This is a genomic window from Vibrio sp. HENC-03 (assembly GCF_000305755.2).
GTDB classification, from domain to species: Bacteria; Pseudomonadota; Gammaproteobacteria; order Enterobacterales; family Vibrionaceae; genus Vibrio; species Vibrio owensii.
Genome location: NZ_JH976064.1, coordinates 630529 through 650155 on the forward strand (window position 1 = coordinate 630529; position 19627 = coordinate 650155).

At 43.5% G+C, this 19627-nt stretch carries 10 protein-coding genes; 1 reads left to right on the forward strand and 9 read right to left on the reverse strand.

Annotated features, from left to right (window positions below; all coding sequences use genetic code 11):
* Window positions 1–3: 3 nt before the first annotated feature.
* From VCHENC03_RS20410 to VCHENC03_RS20390, 5 genes are all read right to left on the reverse strand, one after another.
* On the reverse strand, window positions 4–2706 hold the full coding sequence (locus VCHENC03_RS20410; protein ID WP_032802136.1) for a TcfC E-set like domain-containing protein: 2703 nt from the start codon (window positions 2704–2706) through the stop codon (window positions 4–6).
* Window positions 2707–2782: 76 nt separating this feature from the next.
* Window positions 2783–3292: a hypothetical protein gene (locus VCHENC03_RS20405; RefSeq protein WP_009704900.1), complete on the reverse strand. Its 510-nt coding sequence runs from the start codon at window positions 3290–3292 to the stop codon at window positions 2783–2785.
* Window positions 3293–3336: 44 nt separating this feature from the next.
* The gene (locus VCHENC03_RS20400) at window positions 3337–3936 is read right to left on the reverse strand and encodes a hypothetical protein (RefSeq protein ID WP_032802137.1); all 600 of its coding nucleotides are present in this window, start codon (window positions 3934–3936) and stop codon (window positions 3337–3339) included.
* 636 nt (window positions 3937–4572) lie between these two features.
* Complete coding sequence (locus tag VCHENC03_RS20395) at window positions 4573–8079, reverse strand: Ig-like domain-containing protein (RefSeq protein ID WP_009704902.1); 3507 nt, start codon at window positions 8077–8079, stop codon at window positions 4573–4575.
* A gap of 139 nt (window positions 8080–8218) precedes the next feature.
* Window positions 8219–11842 (reverse strand): Ig-like domain-containing protein, encoded by a 3624-nt coding sequence (locus VCHENC03_RS20390; protein ID WP_009704903.1) that lies wholly within the window; start codon window positions 11840–11842, stop codon window positions 8219–8221.
* 611 nt (window positions 11843–12453) lie between these two features.
* Here VCHENC03_RS20390 and azu point away from each other — a divergent pair.
* A complete protein-coding gene (gene azu, locus VCHENC03_RS20385; RefSeq protein ID WP_005441233.1) occupies window positions 12454–12906 on the forward strand; it encodes an azurin in 453 nt (150 codons plus the stop codon).
* An 81-nt stretch (window positions 12907–12987) separates the two neighbouring features.
* Here azu and VCHENC03_RS20380 read toward each other — a convergent pair whose 3' ends face one another.
* The 4 genes from VCHENC03_RS20380 to VCHENC03_RS20365 all read right to left on the reverse strand — a co-directional run bounded on the left by VCHENC03_RS20380 (window position 12988) and on the right by VCHENC03_RS20365 (window position 19618).
* A complete protein-coding gene (locus VCHENC03_RS20380; RefSeq protein WP_032802251.1) occupies window positions 12988–15054 on the reverse strand; it encodes an EAL domain-containing protein in 2067 nt (688 codons plus the stop codon).
* 337 nt (window positions 15055–15391) lie between these two features.
* On the reverse strand, window positions 15392–17482 hold the full coding sequence (locus tag VCHENC03_RS20375; RefSeq protein WP_009704906.1) for an EAL domain-containing protein: 2091 nt from the start codon (window positions 17480–17482) through the stop codon (window positions 15392–15394).
* Between the two features lie 284 nt (window positions 17483–17766).
* Window positions 17767–18615 carry a mechanosensitive ion channel family protein gene (locus VCHENC03_RS20370; protein WP_005441240.1) on the reverse strand — a complete coding sequence of 283 codons (849 nt, stop codon included), beginning with the start codon at window positions 18613–18615 and terminating at the stop codon, window positions 17767–17769.
* Between the two features lie 97 nt (window positions 18616–18712).
* A complete protein-coding gene (locus VCHENC03_RS20365; protein WP_009704907.1) occupies window positions 18713–19618 on the reverse strand; it encodes an OmpA family protein in 906 nt (301 codons plus the stop codon).
* Between the last annotated feature and the right edge of the window lie 9 nt (window positions 19619–19627).

The window sequence follows — 19627 nt, forward strand, 5'->3', positions numbered from 1 at the left end:
CTACTACCTATTTTTAGTAAATTTATTGGAATCAGATGTTGATAATGCGTAGTTTTGTAATTCAAGAATAACTTGTTTATTTTTTGCTATTGATAATGTAGGTTTCGCGTATAACTTAGCAAAATAATGACGGTTCCCATTAAAGGATATTTGTATTACCTCCATATCCGACATTAATTTTTTATACTTTTCAATAATGCTATTGTCATCAAAAGCACCTAAGTAATAAATGTGTTCATCTTTATCACCCAAGCCATTTACAACAATTTGCAAACCTAATTCGTCTTCTTCTATTTGTGGGAAACAATTACTCTTACCATAAGTACTATCTAGGTACCCTTCACGTAACGCACAAATCTGTTCATTTGCCGTTAACAGAAACTTTTCACCCCTTTGTACTGAAATGTTGTAGACACCATCTCCGACTTTCGCGATAGACGAACATCCTTTGCACTCTACATTATTAATTGGGCGACTATTGAAATCTTCAAAGTAAGTCAAAACGGAGACCACTTCTTCAAACTCGGTGGTGATTTCTTTCAGTGTTCCTGGGTAACTAAACATGTCACTATTTTCTATTTGTTTGTGTTTATAGCCACTTAGTTCAGTATCCAAGTTGAATCCATACTCATTGTATTCTTCCAACTCAATCAAGGTATATTTACCCTGAATCGTTTCTCGTAGGTTGTTTTGCCCGTTTCTTCGAATCTTAACTAACCCCAGATCATTCTGATCTTGGGTACTTGTTTTTGCGTTTTTTATGACTAGATAAGATTGTGCTCGCTCTCTAGATGCGTATATATCATCGGATGTAACGATGGTTGTTGATTCAATGTTAGCGGTAAAATTCTGATAATCTTCAGTGGTGCCATTCGCATATAAATTTGCACTAAATTTATCATTGTGGATATTTGCACTTACACCGTAGACAGATTGTGAGTCATTACCATCAACATACTGAGATAAATCCGCGCCTCCGGACAACATCACTCCACCCGCTTCAACTTGAGGCGAAGAATATTGTAAAGTATTACTAAATCGTGTTTTACTTCGTGTCGAATAATCAACACCAGAAATATATGAAAAACTATCATTTAGATCGAAGTTAACGTTAAGTGAGAATATATGCTCGTTTAATCTAGAGTTGTTAAAGTCTTTTTGATAGCTATAACCTAAATCGACGTACACATTATTAAAAATGTTCTTATTGTAATTTGTCGATAAATTTAAATTGCTTACCTCTAAACCCGAGTCCTCATATGTCTCTCGGTATCTATTAGCATAAAAACTAAGCGTCCCCTCATAAATTCGAGACGAATAAGAAACTGTCGCTTGTGTATAGTCATTGCTTCCGTATCGGATGCTCCCCAACTGGGATGACTCTGAAGGCGCTTTATTCGCATCTAACATTTCATAATCAAAGTTAACATCAGCGACCCGAAAGTTTGTATTGAACAGGTAGCCGCCCTGAAACTTATTGATATAACCAGCCACTGCTAAATCTGAGTCTGTATAGTTTGCGCCTACGCCAAACGAAGCCTCTTGATTGGTAAATTGAGTATTACTACCAATTAACAATCGGTCACTTAACAACGAATAGGTTGCCGCTAAATCGAGATAAGTTTCCTCATAGTCACGTCGGTTAAACGTATTGCTTGATTTCATGACCGAGGCAGAATAATCGTAGCCTCTTAGAGATGTTTCGGAGTTATTATTGTGTATGATTTTCTTTGAAACTTCTTCTGGATAGCCAACCGGTTTCAATACGATTGATACCTCGTAGTTTCCTCGCGGAAGGTCACGGTAGCTTACGCTGTGTTGCCCTTTTGACACCGAGTTCGTATAAATGATTTGGCCACCTCTCAACACTTCAATCGTGCCTCTAGCTTTCATATCGAAAAACAGCTTTTTAGTGTTACCAATATCTTTAACTAGTAGGTTGTCATTCGAGAAATAACTGATCCCTACCGTTTCTTCTTCTCTATTAAAGTTGAAAACAGAGGTCGAGTTTTCTGCTGTGTTTCCGCGATGAGTCTCATACGCTTTTATCGAGCTACCTTCTAAATCATAGGTGTAAGCCAATTCATCTACATCGAACTGACTAGAACTGTTGTCGACAACATAGAGTGATGCTTCTAGATCAACGTGTGAACGACCAAAACCAATTGTGGAGTTATTAGTGAGTGTCACACTTGTTGAACTTTGATAATGAGTGGTGAAAAGACGATTGGTTGAGATTAGAGCGCGACGATCTTCACTCAATTGAGTAAAGCCTAGATCTGTCATACCTTCTGAAAGGTAGTTTGCAGGTACTTCAATTAAGACTTGTTTCTGTGAATGATCGTAAACGTAAAGAATGTTCTCGTCACTTTTTTGCTCTTCTACGACCGTTTGTAAAACTGCATCAATATGATCGCTAGCAACACCCGACCTTCTGAGTGCTTGTTTTAACTTCTCTGGTTCTTCAATGGTCTTAATACCATCAAAATTGGAAACAACTGAAATAGATGTACGTGTCTCATTCGGTAGGACAAATACTATTTGGTTTGATTGATACTCATAAAAGTGCTCAAAACCTGGAGGAATAAACTTTGAATTGGCATACGCTGAAAACGCAGACGTAGCACTAAGAACCAGGATTGCAGTTTTAATCGAGCAAACGCCTATTCCTTGTAATTCTTTTCTATTTTTTGTTTTAGAATCCATGCAGAAAAACAACAAACCAAATACCTCCAAACCTCAGCACATGAACACTCGTAGTGCTAAGTAAACGGGTCTCTTATTAAAAATCTAATCCAATGGAGAGCGTGACTTTTCCACTACATCGCTCATCCTCAACATCAACTTGAACGTTGTTATCAAAGTCGATTCGAAAATCCTTCTCTACCCATAATGTGTCTCTATCAGTAAAGAAATCGTCCAACCTGATCTCTTTTCCTACGCTCAATACTTCACCATCCAGCGAGTGCTCAGCAAAGTTGGATTTGGTTGGGTTGCCTTTATGGTCAAAGCATTCACTTAGAAGAACGTTGGTCGATATCTTATATCCAGCAGAAAAACTGCTTGGGACATCAGTCGTCACGATAAGCTTGGTATCAATAGTTTTCAGCTCACCTGTCGCTCTATTTACATCAACTTTTAAGCTAGGTTCTTTGAACTTGAATTCTTTAATTCTGTATGAGAAAAATTTTTCATTTTGGATCTCTGCCGACAGCGGTAACACCTTGGTTACAGAGTTGGAAGACAGAGCAATAGAAGGATAAAGCAGAAATAAGGTGATAACTTTCTTCATAGGCTTAATGTGCGCGGCCTAAGTATTAGGCCGCGCGTTCCACTTTATGGCGTCGTGTATGCTGCAAATTCCACATCTGCACGTAGTACGGTTGTTGCTGTGATCACGTCACCAGCAATCACGTTGTCCATACCAGTACCTGGTGCGTTAGCAATTTTCCATTCCGTCTTCCAAGCGTCAGAAGCTGTTGATTTCAAAGCTGAGTTTGTTTTAACAACAGTGCCATCTTTAAATACGCTCACGTCAACATTTGATAGGTCAACACCTTTCTCAGATACAAACGCAGGTACGTCAACACGGTAAGTGATGCTTTCTGGTGCTACGCCAGAGCTCGCTGCGCTCTCTGTACCAACAACAACAGGCAAGCCAACTTCATTAGTATCAGAATCGTAGTAACGAACCTCAACTAGTACATTTTCAGAAGTGAAGCTGCCGTCTGGATTGATAGTTAGACCCGCATCAACAAGAGCGCCACCGTTTTGACCAGTGATTGTAATCCACTCACCGTTTACTACTGTTGGTACTTTTGCTTCCCAAGTTAGTGTTGCACTTGTTGTATCGATATCACCAGCTGATGGGTTAGCCGATGCGCCAAAAGCAAATAGTCCAGTTAGAACTGCTACAGATAACATTGTCTTTTTCATATTATTACTCTTACTATCCTGTTAAAAATATTAATTGTGGCAATGTTGAAAAATTGATTTCCTCTCTCACCCCACAGTTCATATATTAATGGTTTCATTATTTTCGGAATTAGCATCACATTTGATTATTCACCTTTCATGCCAACATACATAAAAAACTCGATTATAAACAGTAAGGAACATGTTTAAACACATATTAAAACCAATAACTATCTTTTAAAAATCAACAACATAAAATAAGACCAACAACAAAAATAAATTTAAATAAGAATAATCCTACTTTTGACACCACATATTCTTACATTGGTTTTTACTCGATATTACAAGACATATTAGATGCTCATGAAATTTACACCTTCGACTTTAATTTAAAAATATAGATAGACAAAGATAATCTTTTTCACTAGGTGATTCTTCTTATTAACACTATAGAATCTGGCGTTAACTTCTAAGTACCCTAAGTTTAAGAATCGCGAGAGTGCTATTGGTTTCTATCAATAGAATACCTTTGAATAAAAACCTTTGCTGTTGCAAAGACAGTCGACAGTTATTGACTTTGATGTGCGGCAAGAACCGCTGTGAAAAATGCTATTTAACTAAAAAAGCCTGAATCTAAGATTCAGGCTTTGTAAAAGCTTACTCACAGTTAATATTCATTGTCACCGTTTCACCATTATATGGGTCGTAAATGTCCGCAGAACCAGTACCAGCTCTCGAACATTGAACCGTATAATCAGGATCCATTGTCAAGTTGCCACCGACATAGGTATTGTTCCCTCGCATCAGAGCTCCGGACACGTTAATAAATTTATAACGCTCACCTTGGTTGCTACCGCGAACATAGATAACATGTTTCTTTGGAGATTGTCGACATAAGCTTGGTACACTACCTTGACTATCTGGAACATCATAACTACTTGCTAGCGTTACGGTATGGGGGCCCCCAGTTAAAGGAGTTTTAATCCATGTACCTCGATACCTTAAACTACATTCCGACTGGGTTGTATTACCTATCAGTTCGAACAAGTTAAGTTCCGTACCATTTGCAAAACCCATTACTCTACTATCCTTGAACGTCACACTTGCCGTTTTAGAGCTTGTCCCGTATTTGGCCGTTACTGTAACAGTTTGGGCTGTTGAGTTAGTAATGTTCGCATCTGCGTAACCACTGCTATCTGTCTTTGTTGTTTGGGAAACTTTTGCATTCCCTGTAACAGTAAAACCTATCGTCTGGTTTTCTACCGGATTATTATTAGCGTCGGTTAAAAGTGCTCTAACTTGGTTTGCTTCAGTACCGTTAGCTTTGGCATCATTTTTCAGAACAGACACTGACTTAACTGTCGCTGTACTGACGTTTGCTATAAAGCTAACGTTTGTTGATCTCGTACTCGTACCATATTTAGCCGTTACCGATGTCGTTCCAGCCGTTGTGTTTTTCACATAAACCGAAGCAACACCACTTGCGTTCGTTTTTGTTGAACTGGTGATACTACCATTCGACACTGTGAAGTTTATGGTTTGATTAGAGACTAAGTTACCGTTTGTATCTGCCAGTACTACATTGACCTGATTCGTCGCAGAGTTATTCGCCACCGCATTATTTTTTGCGATTTCAATTTTGGTAATCGTCGCAGAACTTGCATCGGCATTGAAAGAAAGCGTCACTGTTCGAGAAAATGAACCAACGGATAGCGTCACATTAACGCTTTCTGCTTTGGTATTGGTTAACTCAAATTTCGCCTTGCCATCATTTCCAGTTGCAACGGTACTACTTACGAACTTAGCACTACCTGTCGTCACACCTTTAATATCAACGCCGACTGCTGGGCTGCCATGTTGCTTGAACTCAGCCTCTACAGAAACTTTTGAGCTACCATTAGCGGCTGCAGAAGCAGTCAATGTTTTGATCGTCAAGGCACCATAACTGTAATCGTTCACAAATCTGGCATAGGAAGTAAGGCCTATCGTTTTGTAAGTTGCTTTGATACCTACCGATTCGGCAACTGTGTTTGTAAAATTGACGACCGCGTTACCACTTGCATTCGTCACACCAGTTGTATTCTTTAGTTTAGCCGTTGAGCTATTCGTAGCAGCAAAGTTAACAGTGACCCCAGGAACGGAATTAAAGTATTTATCCACAACCAGAGCAGTAATTTGGTTTTGATCGATACCATCCGCTAAAGCATCATTTTGAGAAGTCGATATCTGTCTTAAAACGGCAGTACTTACGTCTGCAATGAAAGTCACTGTTTGAGAAACTGAAAATGTTCCGCCAACATCTACGGATACACTGACTGATTCTGCTTTAGTGCTGGTTACTTCAAATCTTACTTTGCCACTGTTGTCTGTAACTTGTGAGTCTTTAACTAGGTTCGCTCGTCCCGATACTGAAGCATCAACGGTAATTCCTGAAGCCGCTTTCCCATTAACAAGGAAAGTTGCTTCTACAATCGCCTTGTCGCTGCCATTCGCTACTGCAGTGCCATCGATTGCTCTTATAGAAAGAGCACCGTTACTCACACAGGTTACATAGTAGCCTTGACCATCATCAGTAAGCTCCTGTCCGCTAGACAAGCTAACCACTTTATAAGTTGAACTATCTAGAGTTATATAGCCTCGTGAGAGTGGCCAGTTTTTGCTATTCCCTTTGTCACTCGCCCATACAGCTTGAAGTTCAGCTTTCGTTGGCAAGCGACCAAACGTTCCACAGTACTGAGCCGCATTACCTTGTCGGAATACCGCTACGGCAGGTTTCGCTGAATGCGCAGAATCAAAATAGGTGCCGTCATTTCGAATACCACCACTATCTGCTTCACTTTTCGTTAGAGGCCCACTGTAGATCTGGTTGTTGTAATAGTAATCACCCCATAACCCCGTTTGATTTGGGTTAATCGCAACAATCTTCATCAATGCAACATCAAAACCACCACGATGATCGGTAACAATGGCATTTACATAATACTGCCCTGCGTGCTCAACTTTGAAAGTGAATGTTTTGTTCGTTGTATCTGAGGCATCCGACAAAGCAACTGCTGAATCAAACGCAACAACTTGGATTAATTGGAAGTTGTCGTCCTGCTTATCAATAACGTATGGTGAAATATCGATAACTGCAGTTTTACCAACTTCTACGGTATCGAGGATTTCAATTTTGTCAGGAATGTCTATACCAACAGAACTGCGTTCAGAAACTGTGACCACAGCAGAACCAACCAGCACGTTGCCGCTACTGTTTTCTAGCGTGTATAAAATACGCTCATTGCCTTTGAACGTTGCTGCTGGTGTATATGAAATCTTGTTATTTGTTTTATCGAGAGAGACAGTTGATGAACTGCCTGTTGGCATTAAGATGACATCATCAGTCAAAGAGAAACCAGACAAAGACGTGTTATCACCAACTTTTGTGAGCTCATTTTCGATGTTGATTTCCAAGGTCTCACCTTGATAACCAGCAACACCAAATGGAACCAATTCTGCTTGTTGCGCATTGTTTGCAACCACGACACGGCTCACGCCACTTCGTTTACCAATCATTTGATAACCACTTGAATATCCATCAAGTCCAACCGTGTATTGGTAGTCACAAACCATTGCGTGATCAGAGATAATTTGGAAGCTTTCATTATCACTATCAACAAGTTGACAGCTTGGATCTGATGATAAAACTTCAACTTCAGCTAGGGAGATACGCTCCCCTCCTGAACGCGCAACTTTATCGACTACATTAACTCGGACTTCTTCCGAGTCAGTACTTTGAACGACACTATAAAAGTCTTCCGCATGAACAGAAACATATTGGTCAACTTGGTTTTCAGGCCATATTTCGCTTGAATTTCCTGAATCAGATTCGCCACCGCACGCAACTAAGATAGGAAGTAAACCTAGAGGTAGAAGTGTACGTACCCATTTCTTTAAACTATTTACTTTTTGTATCGGCATAGAACTCACACTTAAGTAATCGCCTCTTAAATCTGCGCGAGTGGGCTCATTAGACGGAAGGTAAGCTGTATTTGGGAAAGAAACAGAGCTAGATAAAAGTGCTTTCCCAATACTCGTAGAATTTAAATTTGAGCTAAACCGCACACCACTAATAGAACCACCAACACACGCCAAGGCTTTGGATGCATATTTACCGATTATCATTTTTTAATCGATTCATTGTTTAGCACTAAAAGCACATTACTCATTAGCTTGCTAACAAACATGGAAAAGCCCTGATAAAAAACAAAAAGCCACCACTTTTCAGTGATGGCTTTGTTTCATGGATATTGCTTTAGCTTAATTAGCGAGGATCAAGACCTAGCTTTTGTAGTACCAGTTTGAAGTTCTCGCGGCGCTCTTTCACGTTGTGAACATCACCTGTTGAACACGTCAGATCTGGACAGCCACGGTTAACGATGCCTGAAACGTCATCGATAAATTGTGAACCTTGCAAACCACTATCCACGTACTTCTTCAGCTCATTGTGGTAGTTCCAATCCGCGTACTGACCGCCTTCATCGTTGTATGCCTGAACTGACGTTACCCAGTAGAACAGACCTGCGATCCACTTGATCTCTTTGTTCTCTTCCGAGCTACAAATCAGGCCTGGGTTAGAACAGAAGTCCAGCTCAGCATAAAGCGGGTTCGCCGGTGGCGCTTCTACCGTTACGCCATCAATTGTCTTACCAATGGTTGATGGGTCAACGTGCGAACGACCTAGGTAGTGGTTAAGCGTACCGAAGTTCTGACGACCTGTGGTTTGGATAACACCACGGCCCCACCAGCCACAGCCTTCAACGCTTTCTTGGCTGCTACCGTCCCAAATGAACTTACCTGCTTTCTGACCCACGTAAGTCTTACACTCGTCGCGTTCCCACACTTGCTTAGACGTATCTACGCTTTCTGGAACATCGTTACAGTGACCGTTGTTTGTCCAACGACCTGCTGCACCGTTCACCAATAGGCCGCGCTCTTCAAGTACTGCATCAGGTGCTGCAAAGACTGGAGCTGGGGCGCCATACCATTTCGCATGAGTCAGAGCACTAACTTCCATTTTGTCATCACGAGGACAAGAGTACGCATGGTCCAAACCAGAAACTGGGTTTACGCCGTAATCTGCGTATTTCTGACCCAATTGACCACAACTTGCTGTCATTGGGTAATCCGCAGGCGCGCCGTATTTCACTTCAGACCAGTTGTTTTCATCACACGCGTTGTAGCGGATAGTCTCTTGCATACTTTGCGCAAGGAACGCAGCAATCGCGACTTTTGCGTATTTGATGTTGGTTGCATCATCAACTTCATCGTTCATCAACCAGAACTTGTTGCCCGCTACACCAATGTTGTGCATTGCGTTCAAGCCATCTAGGAAGTCGTTCCACTTGTAAACCGTTGACGGAACCCACTGAGATTGTGGTGTTTCGTATAGGAAGGCTTCGTTATCCATCACGCTTTCAGCATTTGCTAACTCTTGGTTTAGCGCTTCAATGCGAGTCAATGAACCTTTCTCTAACTCTTCACCTACGTAGTACAGTGGCACTTTCGCCGTTTGGTAAAGCTCAATCTTGCTGGTTAGGGCTTGAGAGTCTTGATCAAATATCAATGCAAACACGTTGCTGTACGCGGCTTTACGGATTTGCTGATCGGTTTGCGTGTTACCCATGAAGTAGTTTGCGGTTTGCTCTGTGGGCATGTTCGCTAACATTGCAGGCGCTTCAACGTAATCTGTTACCTGTTTTACGTACTCAAGTGCGTGGTGCCACTGCTCACTAGTTAGCGCAACGGTCGCGTTTGATTTAGTAAACGCCACAAAGTCAGCTTTGTTCGCAGCATCTGCTTTGTAAAGCTCGAAACTATCAAGTAGATCGGCCGTGAAAACGGACGCTTCATCCCATACGGACTGACGACCAGAGTGCGTATCGTAAGCAAACTCACCAATGCTTAGTGACCAACCAAATGTCGCTTGTGGCGCAATGGTGGTGAAGATCAAGTTGTACGCATGCGCCCAGCCTTTCACGTCATCGCTCAGTGCGTTGATCGCATCAATATCAATACGGCTACCCGTGATATCAATGGCATTCGTCAGTGCTTCTTTAACCGCAACGGCACCAAACGATGCACCTTTGTCTTGCGTAGCGAGATCCAGAACATCCGATTGAATCACGATAGATGCTGTACCCGCGCTCTCTGCTTGTTCGATAGCCGATACAAACGAACGTGTCAGTTGCTCTAGGTCTGTTAGCGCATCACTGCTGCTTGCTGCAATAGTTAGCGTGCTTGGCGCTTGAGTGGAAGGGCTCGCCACTACGAATGTGTTTGGCCAACCTGCTACCTCTAGACGCACTGGGTCCATTGGGTTACGCAATGATAGCGCTGGCGCTGTACCCGGCTCAGTACCATCACAGTTTAGATGTAATGACCATGAGCTATCGCTACCAGGAACAGATTGAGTCCAGTACACAGCTGAGTAAGCAATGTTTTTATGAACCATAATGTCGCCGCCTGTTGCGTGATCACCACGAGTCCAGTCTGGGTACACATTAAAATCAGCACACAGTCCACCTGTTGGCGGAGGTGTCGGTGTTTCTACTTTTTCAACTGTGATGTTTACACGTGCTGTAGTCGTTAGGTTCTCAGCATCCGTCGCAATCGCTTCTAGCTTAACTGCACCAACTTCTGACGCCGTCCAGTTACAAGAGAACTGGTTTGTGGTTGCTGCGTTGAAGTCACAGATTTGCTTGTTGTTTGCTTTCACGATAACGCGAGACAAATCATCATCAGCATCCGTTGCACGAACGGAAATTGATACCGCTTCACCTTTTTCAAACTTAGAACCGTTCGAAGGCGAAGAGAAGCTCACTTCTGGCTTAACAAAGCTTGGAGCTGCTTCAATAGCAACAGCGATACTGCGTTGTTCAACCATTTGGTTGTTCTGATCGAGAACCACCACTTTAAGTGTCGCATTGCCCACTTCATTTGGTGTCCAAGATTGAGAATACGTCGTTTGACCTGCAGCGATGTTACGTTGACCTAGCTTGCGGTCATTTGCCCAGAACTCTAATTTAGAGATCAATTCACCATCAACACGCGCTTTAATAGTCGTTGCCTGACCCACCATCAATGTTTGACCTTGTGTAGGTGCGACAAACGTCAGCTCATGCACTTCTGGCTCCACAGGTGGTTCAACTGGCTTCTCTTTTACTGAAATGCTGACTGCTTGTTGCTGTGTAAGACCTGAGATGTCTTCCACTACAGCTTTGATCGTGTGAGCACCTGAGCCAACAGAAGTCCAACTCGCTTGGAATGGAGCTTGTGTTACGCGAGCTACTTGTTTGTTGTCGACAAAGAAAGTCACCGCTTTAACGCTGGTATTAGTCGCCGTTACGTTTGCTAGCATGGCAACCGCTTGACCTTCTTCAAACTCAGCGCCGTTCACTGGCGATGCCAATTGAAGAGAAATTTCTGGTTCGCCTACTTCACCCTCATCGTCAGCGATCAGACGAATGGTATTTTGAAGAAGTGTCAGATCCAATACGCCGCTCACACCTAGCGTTAGCTCAATGCGTTCACCTACCGGAAGTTGGGATTTCACCCAGCTACCGCTATCAAAAGCGAGCGCAAGTGTGTTCTTGAACACGTTACCTTGCGCGTCGCTGGTGAACTTCATTCCCGGGTAGCTGATGCCAGTCGCAGACCAAGAGGGTGTCGACATTGATAGGTTCGAATCAAACGTCACTTTCGCATCACGCAGTTCAACAGGCTTTGAACCGTCGTTCGTTAGGATCACTTTGTAAGTGTTCCACCACTGGCTTTCTGAGCCGACGATAGTTGCGTCTGTGATCACTCCTGCGTGTGCAGCAGGCAACCCCATACCGATCGCCAGTGCTAAAACACTTGGCATGATCGCTAGCGTATTCTTTCTCATAATTAAGGACTTATACAAACAACAATAAAAAGGAACAGCATTATAGAGGGGGACTTTTTTCGCGCCGCAGCGGACAGATGTAACTAAATGTAACTCAACTTACAGGTGTAAAAGTGCCAAAAATAAAGCGTCTTTTTACGTCAATTTGACGACATTTCGCGCGCAATCGATAAGCAAACATAAATCTGGGACTCTAGTTCAATTTTCTGAAAGTGTGCGCAAGATAAAACAAATCAATTTATCCGTTTCTACAAATAGTGAAATTTGTGTTTCTCACACCTTTATGCATCTGAAAATCAATAAGTTACAGAATAAATACACTTGAAATACTTAGTTACATGTTAGCGAAAAAAGCACCAAAACTTGGGCGTTCTTAAGACATAAATGAAGCGCCTAAAGCGGTTATCAAGATCGTCTTCACACTTCTTAATTGAAGCGCTAAAAATAAGGTATATGAATGATCATCCAGTGAAAACGATAAGTATAACTTTGCAACAAAACGTCAATATCCGGATTGAAGCACGGTTTCAGATTGAATATTCGATGATAATGAGATGCATTGGATCGGTTTGAATCCAAGTCAGCCCAAAATAAAATATGGAGAGTGTTATATGTCTTTACGTTTAGTAGCAGCAACCTTTGCACTAGTTGGAATGAGCTTTGGCGCACAAGCGAGCGCAGAGTGTGAAGTGTCTATCGATGCAAACGATATGATGCAGTTTTCGACCAAAACTTTGAGTGTTCCAGCAACGTGTAAAGAAGTAAAACTGACGCTGAACCACACAGGTAAGATGCCAGCACAGTCAATGGGTCACAACGTAGTCATTGCAGACACGGCTAACCTACAAGCAGTAGGTACAGAAGGCATGTCAGCAGGCCTTGAAAACAACTACGTGAAACCTAACGATGATCGCGTTTATGCCTTCACTAAAGTGATCGGCGGCGGCGAGAGCACATCCATCACGTTCAGCACAGAGAAAATGACTCCAGGGGGCGATTACTCGTTCTTCTGTTCTTTCCCTGGTCACTGGGCAATCATGCAGGGCAAGTTTGAGTTCAAATAAGCGTTCACGCTCGAACTTAAGCCTCTGAAAAAGAAAAGGGAAGCACGATGGCTTCCCTTAATTGTATCTGTAGTTCAAGAGTTAAAACGCGAAGTGATCGTACTCTGAGCTGTCGTCTGATTGGGTGTATTCGAGTTTCGCAATGTCATCAAACGGCATGGGTTTATAGAAGTAGAAGCCCTGAATCAAATCAATCCCCTGCTCTGCCATAAACTCTAACTCACGCTCAGTCTCTATACCTTCCGCAACGGTTTCTGCCCCAGTGATTTTCACCAGTTTAGCTGTCAGTCTGAACAACTCTCTTCCGTTCTTGTTATCAAGGTTGAGCACTAAAGAGCGGTCGATTTTCACCTTATCGAAATCGTATTTCGACAAATAGCCGATCGATGAATAGCCGGAGCCAAAATCATCAAGCGCGATCTTCACCCCTGCTTCTCGTAACTCACTCAACACACGGTGGGTACGATGCTCATCTTGAATCAGCATGTCTTCGGTAATTTCAAACTCGACTTGCGAGTAAGAAAGTGCGCTTTGGTGAATCATCATCAACACTTTCTCTGTGAAATCTGGCACCAAACACGTTTCTGGAGACAGGTTGATCGACACCTTAAAGTTTGGACGATTCGCTAACGGAGCAACTTCTCGTAGCGTCGTTTCTACCACCCACAAGTCCAACTCACTCATCAAACCGACTTTGGCAAAATCTTCTAGAAACGTTGGAGGCGTGATCTCACCCGCTTCAGAGCGGTGACGAATCAACACCTCAAGCGAACGAATCTCACCGGTACGAGCATTTACCTGCGGTTGGTAGAACAGGACGAACTCTCCGTGTTTCTTCAAATCGCTGATGCGTTTCTGAGCAGCAAACTTATTGGTGATCTCTGGGAAGAAAGCCCCTGCGACTTGGCCGTTGTCTAAACCCTCATAGTTGAAAAAATCATCAGAGACTGACTTCGCAAACAAGGCATTTGAGCTGCCAATTTTGTCCATCTGTTTAAAGAACGGATAGTAAATCACGATGCCAACCAGAATAATGATCAGCTGCAATATCGCCCCCGTCCAAGTGTAACCTGTACCAATGTAGCCACTGGCTAATGGCGGTGTCATCCAACTCATGATTTCTGTTATCGGCGCAACTAAGCCCATCACTGTGGCAATGTACGCAATGATAAGACCGATAATCGGCGCAATCAGAAATGGCACAATCATGACCGGGTTGAACATGATTGGTAAGCCATAAATGATCGGTTCGTTGATGTTGAACAAACTGAGTACTAAGGCCGTCGCCGCCAATGCTTTGTAACTGCGATTCTTGGTTAGAAACAGCATACACAGCACCAGAGAAATGGTGTTCCCTGCCCCACCCATTCCTGCATAAAAGTCATAGAAATTGGTGGTTAAAATTGGCAGCGGTGTGCCGAGTGCTTCGTGGTTCTCTATCGCGACTCGCGTTGTCTCATACAGCTCTGCTTTGTAAGGAGCAAAGATGATGTGGCCATTGATGCCAATCGACCAAAACAGGTTACGTACAAACTCATAGATAATGCCATCAAGCAAAGAGTTCGGGTCAAGTTCCGGAAGCAGAAAACTCGCGATATCCGCTGCGCAAACCGCTTTGCCGAGCACGTATCCAAGAGCCGAATATCCAACCACCAATACAACGGTAGCCATCACAAGGTTGTATGACTGATCCACCACATTTGGCAGCTCTGAACGCATGAAGCATTTTCGGTTTTGCATCACACGCACAGACCAAGCGATCACTGTTGGTACAAGGATCGCCAGTGGGTAGTTACTCGGAACGACAGTGCCTTCTTGCAGCAAACCCCATTCGTTACACACAATAAAGTAAACCATCAGCGATGGCGTGATGACATTTACACGAGAGACTTTCAGCAAAGAAGAAAGAAACTGCGAGAAATACACTAACAGTAAGATCGGGAAAAGCTTCCAAATGATCGCGCTTGCCGTGCCTATCGTGATGCCAAGTTGCTCATAGCCAGCAATCATAAATAGGTTACTCAGCAAAGTACTAAATGCTGAAATAAGCGACACGGGCAATAACATCACGAGGACATTACACAAACTGTTAATGTATGAATTGGAAGAAATTAAAGTAAAAAGCCGATTAATGTATCGATTATTCATTTGGCTAAGTAAATCCATCAAAGTACGACTCAAAGAGCCGTTCAGGAAGTTCGCCGCAATTAAATCCGTTTAGTTTGTTTCGCAATGAGGGAGAGTTTCGACATGCTCGTCGAGGACGGTATCATTCGAGTAACAAAGCGTTGATCGTTCAACGTTGCGAATAGTCACTCAACAAAGGTAGCCATAGCCAACTTGTTGTTATCATCCAAACCAAAAGAGCACAAGCTAGGCCCCTCGTACTCTTTTAGTCTGGTTAAACGCGTTGTTTCTTGGGTCAACGTCGTTTGTTATTTCGCCTGCTATTTAAGCAAGGAGGCGCACATTAGCGTCAGCAAGTCTATATTTCCACTCGACTTTGTGATTGTGACGATAAAAGTGGCTTGTCTTGTTGCTCACCAAGGATATCCACCAGTGGTGACGGGCGAGCAAAGAAATAACCTTGTACTTTATCGACACCACAGCCTTTCACAAAATCGTACTCTTGTTGAGTTTCCACCCCTTCTGCAACCACTTCGCAATGAGTAATGTGGCCCAACTTTGCGACCAGTTCGTAGAGGTCTCTGCCCTTTTGATCGTTGGCATCGAGCAAGAGAGAACGGTCGAGCTTGATCTTATCAAACGGGTATTTCAGCAAATGCGGGAACGACGCATAGCCGGTACCAAAGTCATCCATAGCGATACGAATGCCTTGAGCTTGCAGCGCTTCCATGGTTTTAATCAAAAACACCTTATTGCTAAGAATCGCTTCTTCGGTAATTTCAATTTCCAACCACTCTGGCGAGATGCCGTAGTGAGCTAAGCGCGATAGTAAGTGCGGCACAAACTCTTCTTGTTCAATCGTCGCTACTGCGATGTTGATGGCAATCCGGCGGTCTTTCGACAGCGTCATTTGCTGCATATCTGCCAAGACTCTTTCAATGACCAACTTATCCAACAGCGGCATTGAGTTGAGCATTTGGAAGTCACTCACAAACGTCGGTGGGCAAAGGTTTCCGTCTTTATCGATATAACGAAGTAACGCTTCATAAGAGAACACGTTAACCTTCTTTGTCGACTGAAGTTTTTGATAAAACATCACCAACTCACCTTCTCGCAGTATCGTGGTTAAACGCTTTTGTGCTGTTGATTTGCTGATACTGGAGTTATTGGAGTCTCTTACATTGTTCAACAATGATTTGAATATCGAGCTCTCAATACCGGTATATGCGGTGTTCGCACGAAACTGCGCCGAAAACTTCCCTGCGTATGCCAAGTAAAATGGGCGGTAAATGAAAACACCCAACACAATGATCAACGCTTGCAGAATCGAACCTTCGATTTGATTTCCCATTGCCATGTAACCGCTGAAAATGGGTGGCGTCATCCAGTTTACGATGTTCTCTACCGGTGGCACTAAACCAAACGAAATACACGAATAGGTGATAACAAAACTCACCAAAGGCACCAGAACGAAAGGTACGATCAGGATCGGGTTAAAGATGATCGGCAAGCCAAACAGCAACACTTCGTTGATATTGAAAATCACCAGTGGCATTGCTGCCAGAGCAAGCATCAGGTGGTTACGCTCTCTCGCGAACATCAGTATACACAGCAACAAGCTAATCGAGTTGCCAGAACCACCCATCGACATAAACGCATCATAAAAGCCTTGGCTAATGACGTTGAGTGGCGCATCCCCTGCTTGCCAAGCCATCATATTGGCTTCGGTGGCGGCAAAGATCTGCTGCTTAATCGCAAACAGCAAATTGTGTCCGTTGATACCAATCGAGCCAAGTAAACCAAGCACGGTCTGATACATCAATCCACCAGTGAGCGTCAGTGGGTCGACACCCAAATCACGGACCATGCCACCAAACAGCGCCATAAAAATCGCGGTGAAATGGGACATGACCAAGGCCACCAGCACAAACAAGAAGAAGTGCACCACGTGCTTGAGCAAACGGGACGAGAAATCGAGGGCTTGCGGCTCTAACAAACGTATTTTGAATAGGCTGCAATACACATACGTCATCGTCGCGCTCAATAAAGCGAGCAACGGGTTGTTTGGCAGCATATAAGTCGCTGACAAGCTGCTGTTTTCTATCGAGACCAAATAAAACATGATCAGCGAGTAGATGATAAACAGCGCGCTTGAAACATTGGTTTTGTGGGAAAGGTAGTACCCTGCCACGACACAAAACGCACTTGGATAGAGGTTGATCAAAATGTCGGAGACGTGGAATAACAGCTGCGACAAATCAGCCAAACCAGTAAGCCTGAAAACGTGTCCGAGAAATATAGCCAACGCATTAGACAAAGTCAGTGGAAGTAACAGTAAAGCAATAGACGCCAAATCCGTTAAATAGGACTTGGAGCTCGCTCGCCATTGACTCACCACTGCCAATAAACGTTGGGCAGGTGCAAATTTGAGTGTAAAGCCAGTTTGCATGGAGCATCTTATTATAAATGGGGGAGTGAGCTGTCAAACGAACAGCCGTAATTGCAACCCGCGCCTTTTTAGGCGTGACCATCTATGTAGTCTCAGTTAGTAGTAATTTTTAGTGCTTAGCAGCAAGCGTAAGTTGTGCGGATAGGTTGCGAGGCGTAATTTAGCGATTATATGCGCCTCGATCCATTAAGATTATTTGTCGTGACGATAAGAGGATACATAAAAATAACCCTCACTGTAAAAAGCGAGGGTTAACATTTGCGAGATGATTATTGAGCGAGAACTTAATGCTCAGTATTCATTGGAAATCGCTGCTCATAAAGCTCCATAAAGTCTTTACGAATCAGATGCTCTAAATGGTTTGCCTTGTCAGTCGGGCAGAAAATCATGATGTGCAGGATTTGCTCGCCATTGATGTTACTTGAGATATGGATGTGCGGCTCTGCACCCGGTAGATCGACACCAGCGTGCTTCTCGATCATCGCATTGTAACGGTGAGCAACATCAGCAAAGTAACTGCAATGTTCATCAATCTTATCGGTCAGTAAAGGCAAAAGTGGGTAGAGATTGACGAAGTCTTTCACCACAACAGAAAAGTCATGGTATACGTAACGCTTCATGAAGTTGAGGTTCTTCACTGGGTAGGTGAAGAACATGCTGTTGGGCAACGTCGCGGTTTTCCCCGTGAAGTGGTATTGCCCATGATGCAGGTCGATTTCTTGAATCACTGTTGCCATCATATTGTGCTCAATAACCTCACCACACAACTTGCCGACTTCAATCCAGTCACCGATGCGGAATGAACGCGAACTGGCTCGTTGAATCGAACCGGTAAAACAAAGAATAATCTCTTTCGATGCGACAACAATCGCCACTGCAATCGCCGTAACGCTTAGGGCGAACTCGCTGATTTCTGATTGCCATAAGATGAATAGCAGAATCAGAGTGAGAGCAAATGTGCCGTTTTTGGTTCTCGACATCCAACTGCGTTGTTCTTCCGTAATGAAGGCATCATCGCCACGAATTCGAGACAAAATCAAACGACGTAGAACAATGATAAACAGCAGGATTAACGCGGAAAATAAAATCTTGTGAGTGAGAAGAAAATCGACGACTAACTGCACTTTCTCCATTACCCGACTCCCTGTTTGGTTTAGATAGGTTGACCTTTCATGCTAAATATCGCTCAGAAAACAGATAGCTAGCTTGCGAGAGGACAACCTTACCAAATTATTCAGTCGGTTGCCCCAGTTCGCTCTCTTTAAATACGATAAACGCACGGCGGTTTAAAGCATTGGCTTCCGGAGATTCTTCGTTGATCACAGGTTGAAGCTCACCAAAGGCTTTTACTTCCCACACAAACTGCGATGGTTCGAGTTTCGTCTTGAGATACGCCACCACGGTTTGCGCTCTTCGCTCCGCCAATTGTTCATTATAAGAGAGCGAGCCCACTTGGTCGGTATGACCAGCCACCATAATGCTACCTTCTAAACCTTGCAGTTTTGCGATGAAATCATCTAATTGTGAAAGGTCTTCCGGTTTTAATTCCGACTTATCGAAATCGAAGTGTGGTGTCATCGCCATGTAGATCTTACGTTCTGGTTTTGGCGGCTCACAGAAAGGCATCTCTTCGTACTTCTTCGCCTCTTCAAACATCACGTAAGCACGACGGTTTTCAGCACGAGCTTGATCCGATTTACCCAACGCTAGCGGCTGAGACTCACCAAAGTGCTTTACTTCCCAATCGTATTGCGCTGGGTCGAGTTGTTGCTGGAGGTACGCTTCTACCGATTCAGCACGGCGCATAGACAGCTTCTCGTTATATTCGTCAGAGCCTTTAAAATCGGTGTGACCAACAATCGTAATGCGCCCACTCAAGCCTTGAATATCACGGATAAACGCATCTAGGCTTGCCGCATCGGCTTCGCGAATGATGGATTTATCGAAGTCGAAGTGCTCGGCAACCGCAATATGGATTTCGCGTTGCGGCGCTAAACATTCACTGATCAGAAACTTGGAGACATTGACATCGGCAAACTTTTCTCGGTTCTCTTGGCTTACATACGCATCCGCCGAACAACCTGCCAATATTGCCCCTGCGATCATGCCGCTTAACAAACGAATCGTCGTTTTCATATCGCCCTC